The 13,255-nt window shown below is 71.7% G+C and carries 12 protein-coding genes; 9 read left to right on the plus strand and 3 right to left on the minus strand.

Annotated elements, in window-relative coordinates; translation table 11 throughout:
• Positions 1-99: 99 nt before the first annotated feature.
• The gene (locus ACFOX0_RS27315; protein WP_377551235.1) at positions 100-528 is read left to right on the plus strand and encodes a DUF3151 domain-containing protein; all 429 of its coding nucleotides are present in this window, start codon (positions 100-102) and stop codon (positions 526-528) included.
• A gap of 63 nt (positions 529-591) precedes the next feature.
• On the opposite strand, the gene ACFOX0_RS27320 is transcribed toward ACFOX0_RS27315, so the two are convergent.
• Together ACFOX0_RS27320 and ACFOX0_RS27325 are read right to left on the minus strand one after the other, a co-directional pair.
• Positions 592-2,538 (minus strand): chromosome partitioning protein, encoded by a 1,947-nt coding sequence (locus ACFOX0_RS27320; protein ID WP_449288871.1) that lies wholly within the window; start codon positions 2,536-2,538, stop codon positions 592-594.
• A 1,039-nt stretch (positions 2,539-3,577) separates the two neighbouring features.
• Positions 3,578-4,576 carry a hypothetical protein gene (locus ACFOX0_RS27325; RefSeq protein ID WP_377551238.1) on the minus strand — a complete coding sequence of 333 codons (999 nt, stop codon included), beginning with the start codon at positions 4,574-4,576 and terminating at the stop codon, positions 3,578-3,580.
• 126 nt (positions 4,577-4,702) lie between these two features.
• Here ACFOX0_RS27325 and ACFOX0_RS27330 point away from each other — a divergent pair, with 126 nt between their 5' ends.
• The 8 genes from ACFOX0_RS27330 (at position 4,703) to ACFOX0_RS27365 (ending at position 12,946) form a co-directional block, all read left to right on the plus strand.
• Complete coding sequence (locus ACFOX0_RS27330) at positions 4,703-5,989, plus strand: adenylosuccinate synthase (RefSeq protein WP_377551241.1); 1,287 nt, start codon at positions 4,703-4,705, stop codon at positions 5,987-5,989.
• A 239-nt stretch (positions 5,990-6,228) separates the two neighbouring features.
• Positions 6,229-6,669 carry a hypothetical protein gene (locus ACFOX0_RS27335; RefSeq protein ID WP_377551243.1) on the plus strand — a complete coding sequence of 147 codons (441 nt, stop codon included), beginning with the start codon at positions 6,229-6,231 and terminating at the stop codon, positions 6,667-6,669.
• Positions 6,670-6,999: 330 nt separating this feature from the next.
• On the plus strand, positions 7,000-7,695 hold the full coding sequence (locus tag ACFOX0_RS27340; RefSeq protein WP_377551246.1) for a hypothetical protein: 696 nt from the start codon (positions 7,000-7,002) through the stop codon (positions 7,693-7,695).
• A 152-nt stretch (positions 7,696-7,847) separates the two neighbouring features.
• Complete coding sequence (locus ACFOX0_RS27345) at positions 7,848-9,143, plus strand: hypothetical protein (RefSeq protein WP_377551248.1); 1,296 nt, start codon at positions 7,848-7,850, stop codon at positions 9,141-9,143.
• Positions 9,140-9,844, plus strand: a complete 705-nt coding sequence (locus tag ACFOX0_RS27350) for an ABC transporter ATP-binding protein (RefSeq protein ID WP_377551251.1) — start codon at positions 9,140-9,142, stop codon at positions 9,842-9,844. The genes ACFOX0_RS27345 and ACFOX0_RS27350 overlap by 4 nt, the downstream gene beginning before the upstream one ends.
• Before the next feature lie 2 nt (positions 9,845-9,846).
• Complete coding sequence (locus ACFOX0_RS27355; protein WP_377551281.1) at positions 9,847-11,076, plus strand: ABC transporter permease; 1,230 nt, start codon at positions 9,847-9,849, stop codon at positions 11,074-11,076.
• Positions 11,077-11,133: 57 nt separating this feature from the next.
• Positions 11,134-12,384 (plus strand): phosphoribosylamine--glycine ligase, encoded by a 1,251-nt coding sequence (gene purD, locus ACFOX0_RS27360; RefSeq protein ID WP_377551254.1) that lies wholly within the window; start codon positions 11,134-11,136, stop codon positions 12,382-12,384.
• A 58-nt stretch (positions 12,385-12,442) separates the two neighbouring features.
• A complete protein-coding gene (locus ACFOX0_RS27365) occupies positions 12,443-12,946 on the plus strand; it encodes a GNAT family N-acetyltransferase (protein ID WP_377551256.1) in 504 nt (167 codons plus the stop codon).
• A gap of 42 nt (positions 12,947-12,988) precedes the next feature.
• Here ACFOX0_RS27365 and ACFOX0_RS27370 read toward each other — a convergent pair.
• The coding region (locus tag ACFOX0_RS27370; protein WP_377551258.1) for an RNA-guided endonuclease InsQ/TnpB family protein at positions 12,989-13,255 on the minus strand (267 nt) is incomplete at its 5' end.

The raw sequence follows: 13,255 nt of genomic DNA on the forward strand, positions 1-13,255 counted from the left end.
CGGTCACCGGCCGCTCGCGTGACGAATACCTCCGCCGTTCAGCCAGCATCTACCCGTACTTCCCTCGCCATCAGGGGGTTGTGCGGGTTGAATGGGCCGATGCAGAACCTCTTGCCCGAACCGCCGGCCACCCTCCTGCCCGCCGACGAGGACGCCGAAGCCGTCCTCATCGAGGCGGCGGAGCTGGACACCGACGACGCGTACGCCTCGGTCGCCGCGCGGTTCCCGACTTCGAGCGCGGCGTGGGGCGCGCTGGCCGCCCGGGCCATCGGCGCGGGCCAGGTGATCCCGGCGTACGCCTACGCCCGCACCGGCTACCACCGCGGACTGGACCAGCTGCGTCGCAGCGGCTGGAAGGGGCACGGTCCGGTGCCCTGGACGCACGGCCCGAACCAGGGCTTCCTGCGCTGCCTGTACGTGTTGTCCCGGGCCGCCGGTGAGATCGGCGAGTCCGACGAGGCGGCCCGCTGCGCCCAGTTCCTCCGCGACTGCGACCCGCAGGCCGCGGACGCCCTGGCCGGCAGCTGACCGACCCGGTGTCGACCTGGGCGACCGGCACCCGGGCGACCGGCGGCGGGACGCCGGGGGACCCTAGAGTCCCTCGGCGACCGCCGCCGCGATCTTCAGCCAGGCGTCCCGGGCGGCCGAGCTGAGCTGGCCGTACCGGATCGGTTCGCCGGTGTCGATCAACCGCTCGTACGGGGCAAGCAGGACCGCCCGGGTACGCGCGGCGAAGTGCTGCTGGATGGCCGGTAGATCGATCTCCTTGCGGGACGGCGGCATCGACACCACGGTGACCGCCTGCCGGACCAGCCGTTGCCGGCCGCTCTGCTCCAGGTGGTCCAGCATCCGGGCGGCGGTCTCAGCGGAGTCGTTACGGGCCGACATGGTGATCACCAACTGGTCGGTCGCGTCGATCGCGGCCTGCCAGTTCTGCGCCCGGACGTTGTTGCCGGTGTCGACGAAGATCAGCTTGTAGAACCGGCTGACCACCTCACGGATCTCCGCGAAGGCGTACGCGGTGAGCATCTCGCCGCCGGTCGCCGACTCGTCCGACGCCAGCACGTCGAACATCCCCTCGCCCTGCGAGCGGACGTACTGGGACAGGTCGCCGATCCGGCCGTGGGCGCCCTGGAACTGGGGCAGGTCGCGCAGCAGGTCACGCACCGTACGGGAGTGGAAGTCCTGCTGGGCGCGCATCCCCAGGGTGCCCTGCGTCTCGTTGTTGTCCCAGGCCAGGACGTACCCGCCGCGGCGCTGCCCGAAGGTCATCGCCAGCAGCAGGATGGCCACCGTCTTGCCTGCGCCGCCCTTCGGGTTGACCACGGTCACCTGGCGCAGTCCGCCGAAGTTGCGACGGACCGTCTCGATTTCCTTCCGGACGTCCTGCTCGTACTGGCTGGGAGCGATCCGGATCAGGCCCCGGGTGGTCTTGTTCACCGCCGCCCGCAGCCCCATCGTGGCGATCGGCTCGGCCGGCCGGGCGGCCCGGCGGCGGGCGAACTCGTCGGCGGTCGGGGCCGCCGTGTCCGGGTTCCAGGGCTGGTCGGGGTAGCCCGCGTCCGGTGGCGGCATCCGGACCACGCCCGGCGCCTCCGGCTGTCCGGCCGGTCCGGGCCCACCGTCCGGTCCCGGCGGTGGTTGCGGCCCGTCCGGCGCCGGCACCCAGGGCGGGACGGCCGCGGTGGCCGGGTCCGGCCACGGTGGCGGCTCGGGCGTCCAGGCCGGCGTCGCTCCCCAGTACGACCCGGCCTCCTCCGCCGGGTACGGACCCCCCTGGTCGACGGGCTCATCGGGCCCTTCCGACGGCGTCCAGCCCGGGAAGTCGTCCGGCCCCGGCTGCGGTCCGGGTGGGTAGCCCGGCGCCCAGCCGCCCGGCTGGCCGGCATCCGGGGCTGGTGGCTGGTCGGGCGCGTTCGGCGGGAGGTAACCCGGCCCGCCGTACGGTGGCTGGTCGCCCGCGTTGGGCGGCGGATAACCCGGTCCGCCCTGGTCGGGGTAGCCGGCTGCATGCGGTGGTGGGTAGCCGGGCCCGCCCTGGCCGGGGTGGCCGGCTGTGTGCGGTGGTGGGTAGCCCGGTCCGCCCTGGTCGGGGTGGCCGGGTGCGTGTGGTGGTGGGTAGCCGGGTCCGCCCTGGTCGGGGTGGCCGGGTGCGTGTGGTGGTGGGTAGCCCGGTCCGCCCTGGTCGGGGTGGCCGGGTGCGTGCGGTGGTGGGTAGCCCGGTCCGCCGTACGCCGGATAGCCGCCCGGCCCCTGAGCAGGTACGCCCGGCGGTGGGCCGTAGCCCGGGCCGCCCGGGGGTGGGTACCCGCCCCCGATGCCCGGCGGCGCCCAGTCAGGTCCGTCGGTCGGTGCCCGCTCGCCCCAGCCCGGTCCGGTCGGTTGCGGGCTGCCCGGTCCGGTCGGTGGGGTGTGCCCACCCGGCGGTGCCCAGCCCGGTCCGGCTGGTTGCGGGTGCCCCGGTCCGGTCGGCGGTGCCCAGCCCGGTTCGCCGGGTGGCTGCTGGTGCGGGTACCCGGCCGGACCCGGCGCGAACACCGGCCCGGCCTGGTGCGGTTCACCCGGCGGCAGGCCCGGCTGCTGACCCGGCATCCCGGGCGCGGTGAACGGCGCCCCAGCGGGTGGCGGGTACACCGGTTCCGTGCCGGCCGACGGTCCGGTGGCCGGTGCCGCGGGTGGGAACACCGGTGCGGTGCCGGCAGGTGGCTGGCCGGGGAAGTCCGACCCGCCGGTGCCGGCGGGCGGCACCGGGCGGGCCCGTCCGATCGGTGCCGGGCCGGCCGGTCGGCCCGGGCCGTGGCCGGGCCGCGCCGACGGGCCGCCGACCGGGCCGGCGCCGGTGTCCGGCTCCGCCGGGCCGCGCTGCAGGGGCTGCGCCCAGGGGGACTCCGACCCGCCCGGTGCGGCCGGCCGGCCGTTCGGCGGGGTGGCGGACCGGGGGCCCGGGACGGTTCCGGCCGGTCCGGCATCCGCGCCGGCCGGTGGGCCGTTGCCGCCGACGGGGGCGGCGTCCGCCCCGTCCGACCCGGCCCCGGGCGGGACCGCCCGCTCCGCCGGCCCGGTCGGCCGGTCCTCGGGTCGGGCGGGACGGCTCTCGGGTCGGGTCGTCCGGTCGTCCGGTCCGGCGAGCGGGGCCACCTCCGAGCCGGGCGTCGCGTCCATCGTGAACGGCCGGTCGAAATCCGCCGTGTGGTCCGTCCCGCCCCCGACGGTCGCGCCACTTGGGGTCGGCGGGCCGGCCGGCTCCTCCGTCGACGCGGCCGGTGGCCGCACCGGATTCTGCGGCCAGGCGAACTGCGGCGGTACCGGTGCTGAAGAGCCGTCAGGTCGGGACGTGCCGGGAACGTCCGCGGCTGGCCCGTCCGCCCCCGCGCCGCCCTCCCGGGTGCCGGGGACGATCTCCTCCGGTGGCCAGAACGGCTCGTCGTCCCGCTGCGGCACGCCAGCCCCCTGCCCCGGCGGATCGACCCGGCCGGAATAGTCGTTCACCACTGGAACCTCCCCCTCTTCCGCCGAGGATAGGCGCCTGGATCAGCCCTGGCCGGTTTCGGGCGCCGGTCGGCCGGAACGCGGGCGATCAGACCAGGTAGACGGCCCAGGCACCGGGTTCGATCCACCACGACCGTTTGCGGGTGAGTTCGCCCCGTACGCCGTCGTCGAGGTAGTCCACCCGGTCCTCCCGCGGGGTCACCGCCACCGCCCGGCCGCGGGCCCGGCGGACCTCGATGCGGACCCGCTTGCGACCCCACCCGGAGCGGGCCAGCACGGGCACCGCGACCGCCACGTCCAGTACGCCGTCGGCCGGGTCGACCGAGGCCAGCAACGGGACCCCGTCCACCACGGCATAGCCGGCCGCGTTGGCCACCACGCAACCGATCAGCGGTTCCTCGCCGGCGGACAGCACGTGGTCGTCCACCTCCACCCGGCCCCGCCACGGCCGGGGCTGGCCGGCCTCGTCCGCGCCGCCCACCACCGCGCCGTCCAGCGTGACCGAGCCACCGTCGTTGCGCAGCAGGTCGAGCCGGCGTACCCGACCGTCCAGGACGGCCCGCGCCACCTCGGCCGGGTCGCGTGGCAGGCCCAGCCGACCGGCCAGGTCACCCGGCGTCGGCCGCTCGCCGGCGCCGGCGAGGGCCGGATCGAGCGGCAGTACGCCGATCGCCGGCAGATCCGGCACGGTGCGGTTGCCGGCCAGGTCGTCCGGTCGGCGGCTGGGCGGCGGGGCGTACCGGCGAACCAGCCGACGCAACACGGCGCGTAACTGACCGTCACTGGCGGTAGCCACCACGAGTCGGGTCTTGCCGTCGACGTCCGGCCAGGCCAACCCGTCCGGGCGCGGTGGCCCGTCCAGCCGGGCCAGTACAGCGTCGATCTCCGCGTCCGACCGGGCGGTGACCGTCTCGACCCGCGCACCACCCGCCGTCAGCGCGTCCGCACAGGTCAGCACCGGTACCCGGGGCGACTCGGCACAACTGTCGGCGGTCGCGGCCGTACCGCCACAGCATCCGCCGCTGCCGCCGCAGCCTGCCGCGCCCTCGCGTTCCGGGCCGAGGGTGAGCAGCACCACGTCGTACACCTGGGTGGCCTCCTGCCTTTCTCACCACGGCCGCTACGGGCCGGTCGTCACTAGTTGTTAGCCTGACACCTCGGGCTCGCCGAACGGTCGCCACCTGCGCACCCGAGCCCCCCTGGAGGGTTGGATATGCCAGCGATCGTGCTCATCGGGGCACAGTGGGGCGACGAGGGCAAGGGCAAGGTTACCGACCTCCTCGCCGACCGGGTCGACTACGTCGTCCGGTACTCCGGCGGCAACAACGCCGGTCACACCGTCATCACCCCGGACGGGCAGAAGTACGCCCTGCACCTCATGCCGTCGGGCGCGCTCTCCCCGAGCGCGATGATCATCATCGGCAACGGTGTGGTGGTGGACCCGAAGGTGTTGCTCTCCGAGATCGACGGACTGGCCGAGCGGGGCGTCGACGTCTCCCGCCTGCGGATCTCCGGCGACGCCCACCTGATCATGCCGCACCACCGGGCGCTGGACCGGGTGGTGGAGCGCTACCTCGGCTCGTCCCGGATCGGCACCACCGGCCGCGGCATCGGCCCGGCGTACGGCGACAAGGTCGCCCGGATGGGCATCCGGCTGCAGGACCTGCTCGACCCGGGCATCCTGCGCAAGAAGCTGGAACTGGTGCTCCGGGAGAAGAACCAGATCCTGTTCAAGGTCTACAACCGCAAGGCGCTGGACGTCGACGCGGTGACCGAGGAGTACCTGGAGTACGCGGAGCGGCTGCGCCCGTACATCGCCGAGACCCGGGCCATGCTCTGGGACGCCCTGGACCGTGGCGAGACGGTACTGATGGAGGGCGCCCAGGCCACCATGCTCGACATGGACCACGGCACGTATCCGTTCGTCACCTCCTCGAACCCGACCGCGGGTGGGGCGTGCGTCGGCGCCGGCATCCCGCCGACCGCGATCACCCGGGTGATCGGCGTCAGCAAGGCGTACGCCACCCGGGTGGGCGCGGGGCCGTTCCCGACCGAGCTCTTCGACGCCAACGGCGAGCACCTGCGCAAGATCGGCGCCGAGTACGGCACCACCACCGGCCGGGAGCGCCGGTGCGGCTGGTTCGACGCCGTCGTCGCCCGGTACGCCTCCCGGCTCAACGGCATCACCGACCTGGTCATCACCAAGCTGGACGTGCTCACCGGCCTGGAGAAGGTGCCGATCTGTGTCGGCTACGAGATCAACGGCAAGCGGATCGACGACATGCCGATGAGCCAGACCGACTTCCACCACGCCCGGCCGGTCTACGAGGAGTTGGACGGCTGGTGGGAGGACATCTCCAAGGCCCGCACCGAGGAGGACCTCCCGGCCAACGCCCGGGCCTACATCGCCCGCATCGAGGACCTCTGCCGCACCCGGGTCAGCGTCGTAGGCGTGGGCCCCGGCCGCGAGGAGAACGTGGTCCGGCATTCGCTGCTCTGAGCCGGGAGGTAATGGCCGGCCTGGTGTCTGTTCGGTACCTGCGAGATGCCCCCGGTATGTCTGTCCGATATGGACGACATGCCACCTTTTTGCTGCCTAGTGTTTGTCTGGCACTTTCAGCCATTTGATTCACGTGGGGCAGCACGCTCCGCTTCATCGATCTAACGTTTGGTTGAACTTGGCGGTGGCCGCGGTAGGACAAGTACCGCGGCCACCTCGACCCGACGAAAGGATCTTGGATGAGCGCGACGGGCCTGAAGGCGAGACTAGCGCAGGTCGCCACGGCGACCTTATTGGCTACAACGGCAGCACTGGTGGTCCAACCAGTTGCCGCCCAAGCGGCGGACACCTGCTACACGGGCGCCTTCTGCTGGTACTACCTGACCAATCAGAGCAGTACCCGAGGATCTCAGACGCAGTACACGAGCGGATGGGCCCGGATGTCCTCGCTGGTGGACAACAGCGAATCGAGCTACAACGCGCAGTACGCCGACTCTCACTGTGTCGGCCAGGGAAGGCCGTACGTGTATCTCTCCGACACCTATCTGTCGGCGCGGACGACGGCGCTGGTGGCGATCTCGCAGGGAGAGAAGAAGAATACCTTCAATCCGATTGGTACTGACAACGGTTCGAAGAACATGAACAATCTCTTCAATGACATCTGGAACGCCTGTCGGTAATAATGCTTGCCGAGTCCGTAGCGGCCGATGGCTGCTACGGACTCGGTAACAGTCCGATCATGTACACCGTCGGGAGAGAATGTGCGCAGAAGTATGCGGGTGGCCTCGGTTCTCACTGGACTGCTACTGGCAACTGCTTGTAGCAGCAGCGGAGACCGTCAAGCGCCCCAGCCGGCAGGTGAGAAGCCACCTTCGCTGGCGCCGTTGGCGGGCGGGGAGCCCCCACTTGACGCGTCCATCGTCTCAGCCGCCGACCCTCGCAAGGTGTCGGCACCTCTGGCAACCTACGTGCAGGAGGACGGAAGGGCCCGAGTCGTTAGCCGTGCCCGGATGCTGGTCGGTGATCGATGCATGCGGGAGTTTGGGTTCACGCCAGAGCCCGGATGGAAGCCGGAGGGCGCCGTTCCCAGGGACATCACCGCTCGATACGGCCTCTGGGACGAGGCGCGGGCAGCGGATTTTGGCTACCTTCCGGCAGAGGTCAACGACGGGAACAGTGGTCCGATCAGATTCGTAGGTGCGGACGCCAACAGCGTGTACTTCGGTCAGGTCGAGAGCTACCAGGGGAAACCGGTGCCAGCCGGCGGTTGTACCAATAAGGAGTTCGAGGCCGTGTTCGGGCCGAAAGGTTCCCTCCAAGTGGACGGACACCTCCAGGTAAATCTTGATCAGGAGGCGATCACAAGGGCGACCCAGGACAGTCGGGTCGTTCCCTTGCTGGCGTCGTGGCGGGCGTGTATGAAGTCGGCGGGTTGGGACTACAAGACGCCGCAGGAGCCGTTCGATCACTGGTCGACCCGTCGGGGTGCGGACAAGACGCGCGCGGTGGTCAGTGACGAGGAGAAGCGCAGCGCACTGGCCGACGTCGGCTGCAAGAAGTCGACAGGGTTGCTCGGGACCTGGTTGGCCGCCGACATCGCGTATCAGAAGGTGCTCGTGGAACGGAACGCGGAGCAGTTGAGGGCCTACATGAAGGCGCTCGACACGGTCGCGCAGCGAGCGAACAAGATCATTGCGGAAGGGTGACCGCCCCGATCTGGCGGCAGGAGTGGGAGACGGCGGAGGTGCCCTCCGAGCCGGCCGTCGACCATCCGACGCTGACGGCGCCCGTCGCCGGTGGTGTTCCGTCCGAGGTGACGCCGGCGCCGCTCGTACGCCGCCGCCGCAGGCTTCTCGCGGTGGTCGCCGGCGCGGTGTTGCTCGCCGTCGCCGGTGCCGTCTCGCCGATGCTGATCAAGTCCCCGCAGCAGGTCGCCGCCGAGGCGCAACCGCCGCCGCGCAGCATCCTCACCGCGCCGGTCGAGCAACGGGTGCTCAGAGACACGGTGATTCTGCGGGGCGAGGTGGGACCGTTGCAGTCCTTCTCCGTCACCCCCGGCGTCCGCGGTGACGGCAAGGCCGTCGTCACGGCGGTGAAGGCCCGGCAGGGCGATCGGATCTCGGCTGGCACCGTGGTGCTGGAGGTAGGCGCCCGGCCGCTGATTGTGCTACCCGGCTCCACTCCGGCCTTTCGGGACCTGAAACCGGGTGCTGACGGCAAGGACGTGGCCCAGTTGCAGTCGGCCCTGGACCGGATGGGCTTCCGGACCGGTGACCGGGCAGGCTTCTTCGGTGCGGGCACCAAACGGGCGCTGACCAGGTTCTACGACAGCAAGGGATATCGGCCACTTCCGGTCAGTGACAACGACCAGAAACAGGTAGACGACGCCCGCCGGCAGGTTGTGGCCGGTGAGCGCGCGGTGACGGACGCACGCGATGCCCAAACCGCCCTGGCCCGCGACGCAAACGCGAGCGGTCAGCAGAAGAGGGAGGCGGCCAAGGCGCTCAGCCGGGCTCGGGAAGACCTGGTAGCGGCCCGCCAGCAGCTCGACGAGATCACCCAGGTCACCGGACCGATGCTTCCGCAGGGCGAGTACGCCTTCCTGCCGTCCTTTCCTGCCCGGATCGACGCGCTGAAGGCGGTGGTGGGCGCGGAGGTGGCAACACCGCTGGTGACGTTCTCCGCAGGTCCGCTCGTCGTCAAGGGCGTCCTCACCGAGGCGCAACGCGTCTCCTGCAAACCAGGGCAGAAGGTCGAGATTGCCGGCGACGGCGACCTGGCGGCGAAAGGTGAGGTCACCTCGATCGGTGGACAGGCCGTCCAGCCGTCAGCGGATGACAAGGGGGCCGCGCCGCAGCCGTCGGGCGTACCGGTTGTCGTCACGCCGGTTGCCCCGCTCGAAACCCGGGCCAGCGGGCAGAACGTGCGACTGACCATCGAGACCGCGTCGAGCGGCGGTAGTGAACTGGTGGTGCCGGTGTCGGCGATCTATGCCGGTGCGGACGGTGCGACCTACGTGACCAGACGTAGCGGCGATGGTGAGGAGAGTCAGGTCAGTGTGGAGCCGGGCATGAGCGCGCAGGGCTTGGTGGCGATCACGGTACGGTCGGGGAGCCTCCAAGCTGGCGACCTGGTGACCGTCGGGTCGGGATGAGCGATTCTCCGGCCGCGCCGCTCGTCGAGCTTCGACGAGTGGCCCTTACCTATCCCGGTCCGCCGCCGGTGCCGGCGCTGCGCAGCACGGATCTCGTCATCCGGCACGGTGAATACCTGACGGTGGTAGGCCGTTCCGGATCCGGCAAGTCGACTTTGCTGAACGTCCTCGGGCTCATCGACCGCCCGACCGTCGGCTCCTACTTATTCGAGGGGGTCGACACCGGTACTATGCGGGAGACCCGGCGTACCTCGCTCCGGGCGCGGCGGATCGGCCTGGTCTTTCAGGCGTTCCACCTGCTACCGCACCGCACGGCCGAGGAGAACGTCGCGATCGGGCTGCTCTACCGCGGCCTGCCCGCCGGCCGCAGGCGTGAACAGGCGCGGGATGCGTTGGCCCGAGTTGGACTCGCTCACCGATCGAACGCCACCCCGTCGCAGCTTTCCGGCGGCGAACGGCAGCGGGTGGCGATCGCCCGGGCGTTGGTCGTCCGGCCGGCCCTGCTGCTCTGCGACGAGCCCACCGGGAACCTGGACACGGCCACCGCGGAGAGCGTCCTGCGGTTGATCGCCGAACTGCACGGGTCGGGGCTGACCGTTGTCATGATCACGCATGACCGCGGGGTGGCTGAACGGGCACAACGGCAGGTTTCGATCACCGACGGGAGGTTGACCGAGTTGACGTCGGAGGTGGTCCCGTGAGGATGTGGCGAGATCCGGACGCGAGTCGACTGCGCGCCGTCGACCTGGCGGGCGAATCCATCGCGGGAATACTGCAGCGGCCGAGCCGGACCGCGATGACGTTGGTCGGCATCGTGCTCGGGATCGGTGCGTTCGTGGCGGTGCTCGGCATCACCTCCAGCGCGACCGGCCAGATCAGCAAACAGTTCACCGAGATCGTGGCCACCGAGGTGACCGTCGAGGACCTGACGGTCAATGATCCGAATGTCGAACAGACGGCCTTTCCCGTCGATGCCGAAGCGCGCATCCTGGCCGTCAACGGAGTGCGATACGCCGGCACGTACTGGACGATCCCGGCGAGCCGGATGGGTGGTGTCACCGGCGTGCCGTTGCCCGGCACCCAGCCGGACGCCACGATCCCGGTGGTGGCGACGTCACCCGGCCTGGCCGACGCGGTGCGGGCGCACCTGGTCCAGGGCCGCGCCTTCGATCCGGTGCTGAACGGGCGGGGCGAACGGGTGGCGGTGCTCGGTGGCGTCGTCGCGCGTCAACTCGGCATCACCCGTCTCGACATCCGCCCGGTGGTCGTGGTCGACGGCATTCCGGTGACCGTGATCGGCATCGTCGACCGGGTGGACCGTCACCCGGAACTCCTCGCGGCGGTCTGGGTGCCTCGCGGCACCGCGGAACGTTACTGGGCAGGCCCCGCTGACCCGGGTCAGCCGCCACGCATGATCATCGACACCCGACTCGGCGCCGCGGCCGTGGTCGCCCAGCAGGCTCCGCTCGCGCTGCGACCCGACGTTCCCGACAGCCTCAAGGCCATCGCGCCGCCCGACCCGCGTGAACTGCGTGACCGGGTGGATACCCAGTTGTCCGCGTTGTTCCTCGTGCTGGCGGCGATCAGCCTGCTGGTCGGCGCGGTCGGGATCGCCAACACCACGTTGGTGGCGGTCCTGGAAAGGGTGCCCGAGATCGGTCTACGTCGCGCTCTCGGTGCGCAGCGTCGCCACGTCGCCGCACAGTTCTTGGCCGAGAGCACCTTCCTCGGCACCATCGGCGGCCTGATGGCCGCCGGTATCGGTGTCGCCGTCGTGGTCGCGGTGGCCGTCAGTCAGGAGTGGACTCCCGCCCTCGAACCGTGGACGGTGGTGGCGGCGCCGGTCGTGGGCGGCGTGACGGGTCTCGTCTCGGGGCTCTACCCAGCGATCCGGGCGAGCCGGATCGAGCCGGTCGCGGCATTGCGGCACTGACCCGCCCGGTCTGGACAGCCGGCTCGCCGGGCGCGACGGCGCGTAGGATCGGCGTTCGTGCGCGTACTTCTTGTGGGTGGTGGCGGGCGGGAGCATGCGCTCGCGCTCGGGTTGGCTTCGGATTCCGCCGTCGAGCGGGTGATCGCGGCGCCGGGGAATCCGGGCATCGCCGAGGTCGCCGAACTGCGTGCCGTCGACCCCGTCGATCCGCAGGCGGTGGCGGCGCTGGCCGTGGAGACCGCCGCGGACCTGGTGGTGATCGGGCCGGAGGCGCCGCTGGTGGCCGGGGTCGCCGACGCGGTACGCGCCAAGGGCATCCCGGTCTTCGGCCCGTCCGCCGAGGCGGCCCGGCTGGAGGGCTCCAAGGCGTTCGCCAAGGAGATCATGACGGCGGCCGGCGTGCCCACCGCGCGGGCGTACGCCTGCCTCGACGCGGCCGACACCGATCGGGCGCTGGCCGAGTTCGGACCGCCGTACGTGGTGAAGAACGACGGACTGGCGGCGGGCAAGGGCGTGGTGGTCACCGACGACCGGGCCGAGGCCGCGCGGCACGCCGCGGAGTGCGGCCGGGTGGTCGTCGAGGAGTACCTCTCCGGGCCGGAGGTCTCGCTCTTCGTCGTCACCGACGGCGAGGCGGCGCTGCCGCTGCTGCCGGCGCAGGACTTCAAGCGGATCGGCGACGGCGACGCCGGCCCGAACACCGGCGGGATGGGCGCCTACGCGCCGCTGCCGTGGGCGCCGGCGACCCTGGTGGACGACGTCATGGCGTCGGTGGTGCACCCCACCCTGGCCGAGTTGCGTCGGCGCGGCACGCCGTTCGTGGGGCTGCTCTACGTCGGTCTGGCGATCACCGCCGACGGCCCAAGGGTGATCGAGTTCAACGCCCGGTTCGGTGATCCGGAGACCCAGGCCGTACTGGCGTTGTTGGCCACGCCGCTGGCCGGCCTGCTGCGGGCGGCCGCCACCGGGACGCTGGCCGCGCACCCGCCGTTGCGCTGGCGCGACGGTGCCGCCGTGACCGTGGTGGTGGCCTCGGCCGGCTATCCCGCTTCGGCCCGCACCGGAGATGTGATCACCGGCGCCGACCGGCCGGGTGTCATCCACGCCGGCACCGCCCGCCGGGCGGCCGACGGCGCGCTGGTCTCCGCCGGCGGTCGGGTGCTCAGCGCCACCGCCACGGGGGCGGACCTGACCGCCGCCCGGGACGCCGCCTACGCCCTGGTGGACGGGATCGGACTGGCCGGCTCGCAGCACCGGCGCGACATCGCGCTGGCCGCCGCCGAGGGCCGGATCCGGCTGCCCGGCTGACCCGCGCGCCGGCCTAATCCGGTCGCGGCCGGCTGGCGCGGCGGCCATCCTCGGTGGCATGCGAATCAGGGAAGCGACCCCGGACGACTGGCCGGCCATCTGGCCGTTCCTGCGGCGCATCGTCGCCGCGGGGGAGACGTACGCCTACGACCCGGACATCACCGAGGAACGGGCCCGGGAGATCTGGATGCTCGCGCCGCCGGCCCGGACCCTGGTCGCCGTCGACGAGGACGGGACCGTCGTCGGGTCGGCCAAGATGAACCCCAACCAGATGGGCCCCGGCGCGCACGTCGGCAGTGCCAGCTTCATGGTCGACCCGGACCGCGCCGGCCGGGGGATCGGCCGGGCGCTCGGCGAGTACGTCGTCGAGCAGTGCCGCCGGGACGGCTACCGGGCGATCCAGTTCAACGCCGTGGTGGAGACGAACACCCGGGCGGTGGCGTTGTGGAAGTCGCTCGGCTTCGAGGTCCTGGCGACCGTGCCGGAGGCGTTCCGTCACCCGACGCACGGCTACGTCGGCCTGCACGTCATGTACCGCCGGCTGTCAACTACCCGCCCATGAAGTGGGTGGGCTTGTGGGTCTCTTCCCCCGCTGGCTGCGGGGTCAGGCCACGTGTGGTCGGTTGACTGCGCCCCAGCCTTCGACGCCGCGTTGGGCGATGTTGAGGGCTGCGTTGTGGTCGGCGTGGGCAACGACCCCGCACGACCGGCAGGTGAAGGTTTCCTGGTCGGGGCGGTTGCGTTTGTCGCGGTGTCCGCACCGGTTGCAGGTTTGGGAGGTGTACCGGGGATCCACCTGGACCAGTGGTATGCCGGCTCGGCGGGCTTTGTAGGTCAGGAAGGTGCCGAGTTGGTGGAACGACCATGAGTG

Origin of the sequence: Micromonospora zhanjiangensis, assembly GCF_042650605.1 — a bacterium.
Lineage (GTDB): Bacteria > Actinomycetota > Actinomycetes > Mycobacteriales > Micromonosporaceae > Micromonospora_J > Micromonospora_J zhanjiangensis.